Below are 14,480 nucleotides of genomic sequence, written 5' to 3'. Positions count from 1 at the left end.
TCTAGGCGATACTCTTGCGATTTTTACTGAAGAAGACACGCCGGTAAGCGGGCAGTTTTCTGCAACAGACAGTAACGGTGACAGCCTTGTTTATTCACAAACCTCTGCTCCTGAGAACGGTACTGTAGTCGTTAACCCAGACGGCTCATGGGAATACACACCGAATGAAAACTACAATGGCCCAGACAACTTTACTGTTGAGGTTTCAGATGGCCGAGGCGGAACAGATACTCTTGTTGTACAGGTTGGCGTCACGCCAGTTAATGATCCTGCGACAGTTTCTGATGATGCTGGTGAGGTTGTTGAAGATAACGCCGATCTTTCCGTTGCAACGGGAACACTTTCAATTGTTGATGTTGATGCTGGTGAGCAGTTTGTCACACCCGTAACGGTTTCAAATGAATACGGTATTTTTACGGTAGATGAAGAAGGTAACTGGTCATTTACGTTAGATAATGAAAGTGACGCTGTACAGCAACTTCCTGAAGGCGCAGAAATTCCACTGTCGTTTGACGTGACATCATTTGATGGTACTGGCACCGGAACGGTCGATGTTATTGTTAGAGGCACCAATGATATTCCAACCATTAATGCCACTGAGAGCGTCTCGACGGGCAGCGTCGTGGAAGCGGGTTACACGGATGCGGGTGATACTGTGGCCGGCACAATCAGTGCAACGGGTCAGTTGGTTGCCAATGACGTCGATCAAGACGATTCGACCTTGACGTGGTCTGTGGTGGGGACGCCGGATGCGACCTACGGGACTTTCTCGATTACTCAAGATGGGAAATGGACGTACGAGCTGGACAACAGCCTGGCCGCAACGCAGGCATTAACAGAAGACCAAGAAATTCCATTGACGTTCACCGTGCAAGTGTTGGATGAAAACGGGGCGACGGTTGAGCACACCGTGAGTCTTGACTTAACGGGCACAAACGATGGCCCAATTGCAACCGACGATAGTTACAACGTACCAAATGAAACGTTGCTGTTCACTGAGTCATTTGAAGGAATGACATCAACAAGCCGATGGACAGTTGTTCAAGGTGATCAACTTGGAGAATGGAAAGCAACTCACGGTTTAGAAGTACAGCATGATGGCTTAATTGCCAAAGCCACAGATGGTGATTATCTCGCTGAACTTGATGCACACCAAAATACGTCGATTTCAACAACTATCGATACATCCGGACAAGATAGCTTACGTGTAGAGTTTGACTATAACCCTCGTCATAATGGTGGGAATACTTCCTCAAATATGACGTTCAGCGTTGCTGGAGTAACGATAACGGTTAATGCTGATGGCACATTAACGGATCACGATGGGCTAGATGTACAAATTAGTGAAGTTGACTCAAACGGCTGGTATCGCATTACTGGTCAGTTTGACGTAGCAAGTGATGATACCGTGATTAGCTTTGCTGGTTCTGGAGCTTCTGATTCTCTAGGAGCGCTACTAGACAACATATCGGTAACAGGTATTCAGCAGCCAGATCTTACAACGGAAGAAGATCAACCGATTACTATCTCATTTGCTGAATTGCTTGGTAACGATAGTGATGTTGATGGGGACACTCTTCAGGTCACTAATGTCACTAACGCCGCTAACGGTCAATTCGTTGTTGATTACCAAAATAAGACAATTACGTTTACTCCAGACAGAGACTATAACGGTGAAGCGACGTTTGAGTACACCATTTCTGATGGAAATGGAGGTACAGATACAGCAACAGTTACTTTAAATGTTACGCCTGTGAACGACGCACCAGTGGCAACCGACGATGTCCATGCAGTAGGCGAAAACTTAATTACAAACGGCAGTTTTGAAGACTTTACCAGTGATAAATCGACGGGTTGGGGCGATAGATCGAGTACCCTAGACGGTTGGGACTATAGTGCAAATTCAGGAAAACTAGACGTCGTTAACGATGGCTATAATCGTGTAACAACAGATGGCGAACGTTATATCGATATGGAAGGTGAAGGTGGTCGTGGAGACAATGTAACCCTTTCTCAAAACGTTAATGGTGTGAAATCAGGAGAAAGCTATCAACTGTCGGTTGACGTAGCAGCACGTTCTGATAATCACACAGCAAAAGTTCAAGTTGTTTGGAATGGACAAGTTATTGCCACAATTACTCCTGATACGAATGTGATGGAAACCCATACTTTCGAAGTGATTGGAATAGAAGGGGATAATACCGTTAGCTTTGTCGAAGTGGGTAGAGAAGGTGATAACAGCGGTACGTACCTAGACAATGTTAAACTCCAAGAAATATTAGTCGATCTCACTACTGACGAAGACACGATTCTGGAAATCCCACATCAACAATTACTTGGTAACGATTATGATGTTGACGGCGATGAATTAACGATTACTGATGTTAAAATGACCAACGACATCGAAGGTAGCGTGAGTATTGTTGACGGCAAGGTTGTTTTCGAACCAGCACAAGACTTTAACGGTATAACCACCTTTGAATACACCATTTCGGATGGGAATGGTGGCACTGATACTGCTTTAGTCACCGTTAATGTTAAGCCAGTAAATGACGCCCCTGTTTTTGAAAAAGACGGCGAGCCACTTGGTGATGATGAAAACATAAGTGTTGTAACGAAAGAAGACGTCCCTGTGTCTGGAAGCGTAGTAGCAACTGATGTTGATGGTGATGACCTAGCTTACACTATTCTTACCCAAGCTGAGAATGGAACGGTTACCATAGACAAGGAAGGTAACTGGGTCTATACCCCGAACGAAGAATACGACGGTGTTGATAAGTTTGATGTTCAAGTCAGTGATGGTCAAGGTGGTTTTGATACCGTAACTATTGACGTAACGGTATTGGCCGTTGCCGAGATGACAGTGGAAGCTGATGACCTCCCAGTCCAAGAGGCCAATAATGCCTACCTTTCCTTTACCATAAAGCTTGATGAACCGGTATCAGAAAGCGTCACTTTAGGTCTAACACTTGGTGGCGCTAATGACACCGCTGACATAGGCTCCGATTACCTAGATGGGATCTTTGTGTCTGACGGAGAAGGCGGTTACCGACCAATTACCGATGCTGACTTAACGCTAATGCCTGGTACGACAGAATTACAAGTTTTTGTCCAAGTTAAAGATGATGCAGAAACAGAAGAGAAGGAATCGGTCACCTTATTTGCCACTAGTGGCAGCGAATTTGTCAAGACACCTTCTGCGGAAGGCACAGGCATCATCGAAGACGATCGCGGAGTAGGCAATCCTAATGTCGATGAAGACACAACTGCAACATTCCAAATCAAGGGTGGAAACACCGTTGAAGAAGGGGATTATGTATTCCTAGGCTTCAACGTAGTACTGGGTAATGTGGTCGGTGAAAATGTTGCCTTTACCTTGTCAGCTGCCATTGACGGTGATTCAACGACAGCGGATGCATCGGCTGGAATAGACTATGCCGACGAAGTATTTTATGTATCAGATGGGAATGGCGGATTTAAAGAAGCGGAACCGTCGGATTTAATTGTCAAAGCTGGTGAAACGTCAACACAAGTCTTTGTTAAAGTGCTCGATGATGACAGCTATGAGTCCAACGAAGTTGTAGGCCTTACTGCATCAACCACTAGTGAGTTAGTTGTTGGAAATACAGTATCAACGGCTACTGGCGTTATCACCGATGCAACAGACAACCCACCAGAAGCAGAAGATTTTACCGCGCAAGTGGAATCATCAGGAAGAACCTTTGTTCAGTTTGATACAGGGACGGGATCTATTGAAGGGGAAGGCACTGATCATATCTCCGATACCGAAGATGATGCCGATAGCCAAGCGAATGTCCAAGTGGTCATTACTGAATTACCTGATCACGGAACGCTTTGGTATAACAATATTCAAATCACAAAAGCCGATCTATATAGCGGTGAAGGCGACACTGAGTATACACAGTTTGATCCAAACCTAATTCAATATGAACCTAATGCTGACTCCGAAGGGTTTGTGTTAGGGGTTAAAGATGCTCAACTAGGCGAGCAAGAGGCGAATAGAACTGAGTTCCTTAACTGGGGGGAAGCAACTGACAAAGCAAATGAACGTCTACTTACTCTAGAAAATGGCGATAAAGTTACCATTAGCTCTTCAAATGGTCCGCTCGTGCAATATCTCGGCGATCCAAACGCTGATCATGTTGGCTACGGAATTGGCGCCAAAAACGATGGTGGTATTCAAAGCAACGAAACCATCTCTATCACCTTTGATGATCGCCCAGCTGATAGCGTTACTCTTGGTTTAGATGGGCTCGGTGGTTGGTTTGATGAAAACCTAAACACTAAGGATGAATCGAGTGTCCAGATTACGGTTTTTTACACTATTGATGATGTAGAAAGCAGTGAAACATTCAGCTACCAAAAATCAACAGCCGGTGATACGAACTTATTCCATGAAATTACCATCCCTTCAGACGGCTTTACATTGCCTGAAGGTGCAGAAATCACTAAGGTCGATTTAGGTACAGATGGAAATGGCAACTGGGAACTTCGTTATATAGAAACAGAAGCGACGGATACTTTTGACTACCGCGCTGTAGATTCCGATGGTAACTTTAGCGACGAATCTACAGTCACTATTGGCACACCAAGTAGTGCACCTATCGCGACTAATGACCCTGTTGAATTCAGCGTTAGCCTTGGTTCATTTAATAATGGTGGCTCATGGAGTACTGATGATGGCTCATTGGGTGAAGGTGCCGCTATTTCTGCGCGTTATCAAACCGAAGACAGAGACATCACAGACAGCGGAATTAAACGTGGTGTTAGCGGCCATGAAAACGGTGGTATTGCATCGCAAATTCAATTTAACCGCGAAGACGGAGAGTCTGAGCAGTTTATTATTAATCTAGATAAACCCGTTACAGAATTCAGTTTCACAACATCAAACCTGTATAAAGGTGAAGGTGGTTCAGATAACCATGAACAAGGGAAATGGGTTGCTTACTTAGATGGTGTAGCAGTCGCGAGTGATACGTTTGTAGCAAATGAAGGTAGCAATAAAGGTACCTATAGCTATGACGCAGGCGACTTAGAAGGTGTAGCGTTCGACAGTATAGTCTTTGAATCTATCGACTTTGTTAATACACCGGCCCGAGGTGATGACTCTTCTGACTACTTCTTGACAGGCTTTAAAGCATCAAGTGAAGGCGCGTACGCGGTTAATCAAGGCGGCATACTCGAGATTCCAGCATCAGAACTACTAAACAACGATACTGACCCTGAGGGTGATAGCCTACGCATTACCTATGTTTATGGAGAAACCGAAGGCGAAGCTCGTATTGAAAATGGCGTGGTTTACTTTGATTTAGATGATGACTTCGTTGGAACCACGACGTTTGAATACCAAATTACTGACGATAACGGTGGATACGATAGTGCAACGGTAAATGTGATTGTTAACCCAGCACCGATTCCGGCGGTAGTTGATTCCGTCTCGTTGTTGTCTGAATCTGTTCCTGAAGGTACAGATATGGCTTTCAAAGTGAACTTAGATTCTGGGGTATTGGTAGAAACACGCTTAGACATTGAGTTTGGGCTAGGTACTGATACCGCAAACGATTCAGATGTTGACCTGTTGGATCTTGTCTTTACTAATGGCGTTACTTACGATGCCAATAGCAATGAGATCGTGATTCCCGTTGGTGTTAAAGACTTTACAGTTCTGATTCCGACACAGAAAGACGGTGTACACGAACTCGATGAGACTTACTCTTTACGCATTGGCGGTGAAGATGGTGCCTCTGCGACAGGCACCATTGAAAACATGGATATTCCGACGTTATCCGTTGTTAGCCAAGGTGATGTATCGGAAGGATCAGCCGCAACATTTCAGGTCAATCTCTCTGTACCATCAGATCAGTCCACTGAGCTTACTCTTTCAACGAGCGTTGACGGCGAAGAAAATACCGCTGAAGCCGATGATTTAAACGGCACTATCACAGCATACTACCTAGATGGTAATGACGTTAAGGTTCCGTTGTTAGTAGAAGGTGGTAAAACTACCGTACCACCATTTGTAACCGCAGTATTTGTAGAAGTAGGTACGCAGCAAGATTCACTTTATGAAGGTCCTGAGCAATTTGAATTACTGGTATCAGGTAAAACAGGTGATACCGACATAGCAACAGCGAAAGGTTCGACCAACATTGTTGATGATGGTAGCGTTGATCCAGGTGGTGACCAACCAGCAGACGATGACCGTCCAACTGTTGAGAGTGTTTCTGACGTCAGGATTGAAGAAGGAAAAGCAGGTACTTTCACGGTTGAGCTATCGAACCAAAGTGACACGGATACAGTTGTCAGTTTGCGATTTGGTAACGCAAGCGCGACGTCTCCAGAAGACTTTGACACGAGTAGCGTTACGATCAAGTACGGTGATACAGAAAAGACAATTGATGTCATTAATGGCCGCTTCCAGTTAGAAATTCCGGGGGATGTACAATCGTTTGATGTCGTCGTGAACACGGTTAACGATGATTTTAGTGATGATAACGAACAGTTTTTACTATTTGCTAAAACGCTGACTCAAAGTGATTCCATTGCAGGAACTGCGACGATTTTCGACAATGAAAAACCAACGATTGATCTTGATGGGTCTGAATATAAACTCGAATTCGTTAGTGAGAATGCGGGTTATAACAATGTGTTTGGTTACTATGTTTATGACGAATTGTCTCAAACTCAAGAACTTCATGTCCTAATTGACAATGCTAATGATGTCAATGATCCGAACTTAGGGACTCTCACTTCTTTAGATAATGTTGATTACTTCCTAATTCCAAACGGTGCAAACATCGTTAGCGGTGTGAATAAGTTGGAAATCAACGCAGAAGGAAAACTGATCGTTGATGGTGAGCTTAAGACGACTCATGTCTTTACTGGGCGTGAAGAAGATAGCCAGCTAAGAACATCGTTGGATGACGATGGTAATGTAGTCTTAAGCTTTGATGACCAACGTCAAGAAAGAGAAGATAACGATTTTGATGACCTAGTTATTAAAGTGACAGAAGTAGCGGGTTCTACAGGGTATGAGACCACTTTCACTGAAGATGGCCCTGCTGTTTCTATTGCAGATACAAAGGCTGATATCTTCGATGATAAAGACAACGTTCAATCAATGAAGGTAGTCCTGAGCAATGGTAAAGATGGTGATGATTTAACTTGGATTCAGGCTCAAGGCTTTAGTGTTGAAAAAGCAGTTGCTAATGGCATCATTACTTTGTTGATTGTCTCTGATACCTTGGGCGGTGTATCGGCACAAGAATTTGAGTCTTTCTTAGGAAATGTTCAATTTACAAATTCAAGCGACACTCCCGATGAAACTCCACGACAAATCAACATTACCGTTACCGATGGAGCGGGGCTAGAGTCTGAATCCGCAACTTCAATTGTGAATATAACGCCTGTGGATGAGTTGTTGGTTTCAAACTCGTATGGAGTAGAAGATCAACGTATAGCGCTTAATATCGAACTGAATGACGATGAAACCTCGGTTACTCACGTAAAAATCAGTGATATCCCAGAAGGTGCTGTTGTTTTCGTTGGTGACGATCCAGTCGACATTACCGCTAGTAGTGTCACGGTTTCGGTTTCTGATCTAGAGCAGCTATCAATTAAAGCTCCACAACATAGTGATGTAAATTTCAACCTTACTGTCATTGGCCAAGATGAAAACGGAATTGCTATCGAGGAGCCTACCAGTTTAACCGTTGACGTTCATCCAGATGCGGATCAACCTAATCTAACAATTGGTGAGTTCGTGAAAGTTGCAGCCATTGATTTTGAGGATGTTCAAATCAAATCTGGAACTTGGGATAGTGACATCGAGATTAATAAGGTGGAAGGCGCCGGTACTATCGGAAAGTGGTTGACTTCAAATGAGGGTCAACACGTTGAAGTAGGGACTGAAGGAACTTACCTGCCAGGGAATTCAACCAATCAAGTAATGGAAATTGAAGGTGAAAATGGCGATAAAGTCCTTTATACCGATATGGATCTGGTAGCTGGTCGTTTTTACAAATTTGAGTTCGACATTGCTGCTCGCGAAGGGAACCCTGCTTCTTCCGACATGTCTGTGAAGCTACTTCAGCTAGATGAAAATGGTGACATTGTTCCAAATAGTACCATTGAATTGTATGATTTTGATCCAACAGCAGAAGGGTGGGAAAATGGTCAATCATTCAATCTACCTATTGAGTCATCGGGCAAATATAGGCTGTTACTGATAGCTGATGAAGCGGATTCTACAGGTGCAATACTTGATAACATCACGTTTAAAGCCGTCGATAATTATGGCTACGAAGATACCTATATTAAGTTAAGTGAGATTAATGCATCGTTAGTCGACGAACTCGATAAATCAGAGTCTTTAAAAGTAGAGCTTATGGGGATGCCTGTAGGGGCAATGTTAATCGACGGTGAAGGGAATGACGCTCGGACGTATACCGTTACCGAAGAGAATAAAGACGATCTACTTGACGTTACTGACTGGGATCTTTCAGAGCTGCAGATTAAAGTCGAAGATCCAGGTAAATTCTCGATTAAGGTCATTGCTACATCGACTGAAATAGATACCAATAGAAATGACGCTATTCATGATAACGACCCGCAAGCGATCGGCGGTAGATTAACCGCAGAGTCAATCGACTACATCAATGTCGAAGTGTTAGAAAAAGTAGAGGGTGGCGACTCTGGTAATGGTGATATTGGCTTACCAACAGCTAATGACTTTTCAATTTCATTTGAACATAGTGTCGCTGAAGTAAACTTTGAACCTCATGCTACAGATGTAGAAGATGATGCAGATGCAGGAAAAGTTACACGAGTCGAATTGGCCGATATGCCTTTACACGGGAAGCTTTATTATCAAACTGGCGTTAACGCTTACACTGAGATTAATAAAGGTGACGTAATAGCAGATACTTCAAAAGTATTCTATGTTGCTGACAGAGGTAGCGAAGTAACAACAAGTATAGATAGCTCTAATGGTGCTCTTGTTGGTGAAGGTATCGATACTTTAACTGTAAACGATATGTCTATCTCTGGTGGTACTATTGTTGATGGCAAGTTTATAAACGATAGTCAGATCAAGTTTGATGGAAACCCGTCTCAGGGTGGTTACTATGTAGATAGCGACTTAGACAAAGGGAACGGGCAAGGTAAAGAAACTCAAATTGGAGAATATATCGCTATTGTTTCCGAACAAGGTAATATCTCTTCACTTTCGGTTACGCTAGACAGCTTGAACGGTCATTTAGGTAACCCTGATAAAGCCGTCGTTATTGCCCACTTATTTGACAACGGTCAGCTTGTTGGTACTCAAACTCTGTCATTAACAGCTATTGATAATCAATCAGGGCGAGCGACGATATCTTCAAATGATACTACGTTTGATGAGGTGAGATTAGTTGGAACAGCGCTAACAAACAATGCGCAAGCAGGGTTTAACCTTTCAAGTGTGGATATGGTCGTAAATGGCGCTGTTGATATTAATGATACTTTTACTTATTGGGCGATAGACACGGACAATAATAAGAGCGACGAAGACGAAAAAGGTATCGTTCGCGTTGAGGCATCTACGGCATTGTCAGCTGATCCTAGTTTACCAAATGGCGGCATCGACAACGTTTCATTTTTACAAGGCTTTGGTTTAGATTGGTCTAGTTCTGCCGCCACGATATTTGAGTCGGAAAGTAAACGCTTTTTAAACTACGATGAGCATAATGGCGTTGTTATAGACACAGGTATTGGGAACGATACAGTTAATTTGGGCATGGGTTCGGATACAATTTATCTAGGTGAGAGCAGATCTCCAACTCAAGATGTGGATGAGATTCCTAAAGATAGATTTGACTCAGCACTAATAGATTTCTCTTCTAAGGATATAAAAGAGCTAACTGATACTTATGATCAAGAAGATAGGTCACTTCAGGGATTTGATAAATATTCCGCTCCTGGTCTAGACATAGCTCATGCAGGCGGTGGAAATGATGAAGTCTATGGTGAAGAAGGCTCAGACATAATTTTTGGTGGCTCAGGCCATGACATCTTAGACGGTGGTGAAGGCAACGACGCTGTACGTGGCGGTTCAGGGAATGACATTATCATTGGTGGCCAAGGTAATGATTTCTTAACCGGTGATGATGGTCTTGATACGTTCAAATGGGTGGCTGAATCTAATGGTAAATTCGAAACACATGAGGATGTCATTACAGACTTTAATCGAAATGAAGACCGTATCGACCTCTCTGAATTGTTGTCTGATTCTGACACTATGAGTGATTTACTGGCTAACATTTCAGTCTCAGTCGAAGATAGTACTGATCTAAAATTAACAGTTTCACACGGTGAAGATACTGAGGTTATCGTTTTACAAGATGCAGCGACCCAGTTCAGCAGTGATGAGATTGGTGAAACTGCAAGTTTGCTCAATGATTTGATGTCAATTAAGTATCAAGATATTTAATATCTTAAACAGGGCCGAAAGGCCCTGTTTCTTGCTAAAAACGAAATAAAAAGCCCGAATTTCTATTAGGAAATTCGGGCTTTTTTTATTCAGATATTGATAGGTTAAAGCACCTTACAAGCAAAACCTTTCAAGTAAAAACCTTCAGGGTAGGCCGTATCAATTAAGTGATCGGCTGCTTGCTCAAAACGCTCCACAAACTTTACGCTTCGGCCTGCATCAAGCGCAGCATCGGCAATCACTTTTTGGAACAGGTCTGCACTCATTAAGCCAGAGCAAGAATAAGTCAGCAAGGTTCCACCAGGTTTGAGGATCTGCATCGCAAGCATGTTGATATCTTTGTAGCCGTTAGCACCAGATGTTAGATTGTTTTTACTAGAAACAAACTTTGGTGGGTCCATAACAACCACATCAAATTGCGTTCCTTGATCGCGATACTCACGCAGTAGCTTAAATACATCGGCATTTAAAAATACGGCGCGCTTTTTAGAAATATCGAATTCATTAATTTCTGCATTGTACTTGGCAGTATCAAGAGCAGGCTGAGACACGTCAGCGTTGATTACCCGCTTCGCTCCACCTTTGAGCGCGTACAGGCCAAATCCGCCAGTGTATGAAAAGCAGTTCAGTACGTCTTTGTCTTTAACATACTTCATCGATTGCTGACGACTATCTCGCTGATCGAGATAAAACCCCGTTTTATGACCATTGATGATATCAACACTGATTTTAACGCCATTCTCTTCAATAATGACGGATTCAGGTGGTGTATCACCATGCAACACGCCGACGGTTTCAGGCAAGCCTTCTTTCTTACGAACCGCCACATCAGAGCGTTCATAGATATTGCAATCAGGAAAGCACTCAACGAGGGCATCAACTAATGTACTCTTATTATACTCAGCGCCAGCACTAAGGAGCTGACACACCAAGTAATTTTGAAATCTATCGATGGTGATACCAGGAAGTGAATCAGACTCAGCAGCGATCAATCGGTAGCCAGTGAGTCCATCACGATCGATGATATCGTCACGCAATAGCTGTGCTTGGCGGATTTTTTCGACAAAGAAGGCTTTATCGATATCGCGTTTCTCGAAACTCCAAACACGCGCGCGGATCTGAGAGGTAGGAGAATACGCCGCTTTTGCCAGCCATTGACCGTTATTGGCGTATACATCAACGGTTTCTCCCGATTGCGGTTCACCTTCTACACGGTGAATACCCCGTGAAAAAACCCAAGGATGTTTGCGACGTAAAGATTTGTCTCGGCCTTTAACCAAATAGATAGCGGGAGTCATGTCGTTGCTCAATAGATAATGGGGGGCGCTATTGTCTTGCATGTACTCATGAAATGCAATGAGAGACTGTACGGATACCCGTTATAGAAACATCGGTCTAAACACTTGCCTAACTCTTCTGCGTGGAAATAAAAAGGCCAAATGCGAATTGCACCTGGCCTGTTAGTTTGTTCTTCTGGACGGGCTCCCGCCGAGTTAAAGTGAGTAAAAGAAGCCCAACGAGCGGTTATGCTGCCTTAATGTGTGTAGTGATATAGGGTTGCCACGCATCTTGATACAACTGCATAGACTGATTTCTCATCTTATTAATTTGCGTCAATTCAAATTGTTGCAACTCTCGTTGTTCGGCTGCCGCTTTACGCTCAATTTGTTGTATTACTTCGTAAAGGTCATGCTCGGGTCCATTTTTCACATCCGCAATCGCTTTCAGGTGAACTTGCACTTCCGCGATAATATTGGTCTTGGGTAGCTTAACCAATAAATTCAAATCTCGGTAGCCAGAAGGGGCAGGAGTTTTAAATCGGTTTTTGATTTTTACAATCTCCGTTTCTCTATCCAACGCTTCATAGACTTCCATCAAGCTTTCAATATCGTTCGCGATGATTGTCGCTCTGGCAACATCGGTAATACGATCCACTTTTCCACCAAGTTCATGTTTGATTTTTTCTTGGGCGCGATGTGAAGATTTAATCCCAGCAAAGTAGGCATGGGTTTGGGTCAGTAATGCTGTGCTGTTACAGATATCTTCAAGTTCAAATTGCGCCTGATGAGATTTACTGTAGAGCGTGTCAAAGTCTGAATATGGCTGAATCGGGGTGACGTTGGTTGATTGAATAGCGTACAAGCCGCTTAAATTGTGTTTAAACAACTTAGCGCATACTTCGTTATGACTGGTCGAAAGCTTGTCTTCATCCGCTGGTGAAGTCGGAAGCGCTGCGAATGCAGGTGCACGGGTCAGCATCAATAGCATCATTGCTGTCGTACGAAGAAAAAGACTCATTCATTCTCCTTAATAAGTAACCTAGTAAAAAGTGGATATAAAAGACACTAAGTTCAGACAAATTAAGCAGTTAAACTAGATATTGGGGGGCCAATAACCAAATCAAACCCTATTATCGCGTTTAGTGCGAGAAGCTAGAAATAGATCACATTTTATCGCTAATGGCTTAGAAAAACGTAATCAATCCTGAACTGTGTAGTCATTATATCGGGCGTATATTAATGGGATATGAACACACTGGTTATAAATAATTTAACACGTTAAAATCCGATGCACTTATCAACATATCTTCAAACACAAGGAACAACAATGAACGATCCAGACTTTTGGCACAGTAAGTGGGCCGCAAATCAAATTGGATTTCATTTGGAAGACGTGAATCCATTATTAATTCAGTATTGGCCAAAAACACAACCTAAAAGAAGCGATTCAGTGTTGGTGCCACTGTGTGGAAAATCAGAAGATTTGGTGTGGTTGGCGACCCGCCATGATGATGTCCAAGGGGTTGAGTTAAGTAACATTGCCGTGCGTTCCTTCTTTGCTGAACATTTTTACACACCAACCGTGACGACGATAAGTAGCCAACATGAGCTGTATCAGTTCGACGAGCTTTCTATTTACAACGGAGATGTCTTTACAGCGCCGATAGAACTGGTTGATATTGTCTATGACAGAGCAGCTCTCATCGCATTACCTGAATCTATGCGCAGTGACTATGTGAGGTTGATTAAAGGGAAGTTGGCAGAAAAAGGTCGCATTTTACTGGTCACGCTCGACTACCCGCAGACAGAAATGGCAGGGCCTCCGTTTAGCGTTCCTAAAAGCGAAGTACAAGCCTTGTTTTCAGAGTTTAAGGTCACTCATTTGCATCGTGATGATGCTGATGAAGATCATCCCAAACGAGCTCAAAAAGGATTGACCAGATTCGCAGAAGAAGTATGGCTGATTGAAAAAGCCTAGCGTTTAAAACTGTCTAAGCGATTACGATGATGGTCATAAGCGTTGACAGCTGAGAAACAATAAATCCTAACCCGTTAAAGGTTAGGATTTTTTATCGTGCTTACCTTTTACTAAATCTAGCTTGACACTCGATCTAGCTGGTAACAATAGGCAGGCTCATGCGAAACGCTATGATAGCCATTAAATCAATAAGTAATTTTGATCTTTTGAGCGCTATTTATAGCATCTTCAATCGCTTTATCTACGCTGTTACGACGAGTAAGTGCTACACCTAACCGACGGCGACCATCAATATCGGGCTTACCAAACAGACGTACCTGGGTTTGAGGCATTGTTAATGCGTCACAGAGTCCATCATAACGGATATTAGTTGACGTCCCTTGCCCTAAAATAACCGCGGAAGCAGAGGTGCCATATTGAGTAATACTGTTGATTGGCATCCCCGTAAATGCTCGAACGTGCAGTGCAAATTCAGAAAGCTCTTGCGAGATGAGCGTAACCAAACCCGTGTCATGCGGACGAGGGGAGACTTCGTTAAAGATGACTTTATCGCCCTTAATAAACAATTCGACACCAAAAATACCATATCCACCCAGAGCGTTAACGATTTTCTCAGCACTGTACTCTGCGGCTTTTCTTGCTGCCTCTGTCATGACTTGTGGCTGCCACGATTCGCGATAGTCACCATCTTCCTGGCGGTGGCCAATCGGTTGGCAGAAATGAACCCCATCGA

At 43.3% G+C, this 14,480-nt stretch carries 5 protein-coding genes; 2 read left to right on the top strand and 3 right to left on the bottom strand.

Annotation, left to right across the window (positions count from 1 at the left end):
- The coding region (locus A1QO_RS06395) for a tandem-95 repeat protein (RefSeq protein ID WP_017040961.1) at positions 1 to 10,489 on the top strand (10,489 nt) is incomplete at its 5' end.
- 104 nt (positions 10,490 to 10,593) lie between these two features.
- Here A1QO_RS06395 and A1QO_RS06390 read toward each other — a convergent pair.
- Both A1QO_RS06390 and A1QO_RS06385 read right to left on the bottom strand, forming a co-directional pair.
- Complete coding sequence (locus A1QO_RS06390; protein WP_017040960.1) at positions 10,594 to 11,787, bottom strand: class I SAM-dependent methyltransferase; 1,194 nt, start codon at positions 11,785 to 11,787, stop codon at positions 10,594 to 10,596.
- 226 nt (positions 11,788 to 12,013) lie between these two features.
- The gene (locus tag A1QO_RS06385) at positions 12,014 to 12,787 is read right to left on the bottom strand and encodes a RelA/SpoT domain-containing protein (protein ID WP_017040959.1); all 774 of its coding nucleotides are present in this window, start codon (positions 12,785 to 12,787) and stop codon (positions 12,014 to 12,016) included.
- A gap of 309 nt (positions 12,788 to 13,096) precedes the next feature.
- On the opposite strand from A1QO_RS06385, the gene A1QO_RS06380 reads away from it, so the two are divergent.
- A complete protein-coding gene (locus A1QO_RS06380) occupies positions 13,097 to 13,747 on the top strand; it encodes a thiopurine S-methyltransferase (RefSeq protein ID WP_017034960.1) in 651 nt (216 codons plus the stop codon).
- Between the two features lie 185 nt (positions 13,748 to 13,932).
- Here A1QO_RS06380 and A1QO_RS06375 read toward each other — a convergent pair.
- Positions 13,933 to 14,480, bottom strand: a 548-nt coding sequence (locus A1QO_RS06375; RefSeq protein ID WP_017040958.1) for an ATP-grasp domain-containing protein, incomplete at its 5' end; no start/stop codon positions are given.

This window comes from Vibrio genomosp. F10 str. ZF-129, from assembly GCF_000287055.2.
Lineage (GTDB): Bacteria > Pseudomonadota > Gammaproteobacteria > Enterobacterales > Vibrionaceae > Vibrio.
The sequence above is the reverse complement of the archived record's forward strand: the minus strand, read 5'-3'. Positions and strand labels throughout refer to the sequence as shown.

What these genes read in the sequence shown, in the direction of transcription:
- A1QO_RS06380 (WP_017034960.1), top strand. Translation starts at nt 13,097, where the DNA reads ATGAACGATCCAGACTTTTGGCACAGTAAGTGGGCCGCAAATCAAATT.
- A1QO_RS06385 (WP_017040959.1), bottom strand. Translation starts at nt 12,787, where the DNA reads ATGAGTCTTTTTCTTCGTACGACAGCAATGATGCTATTGATGCTGACC.
- A1QO_RS06390 (WP_017040960.1), bottom strand. Translation starts at nt 11,787, where the DNA reads ATGACTCCCGCTATCTATTTGGTTAAAGGCCGAGACAAATCTTTACGT.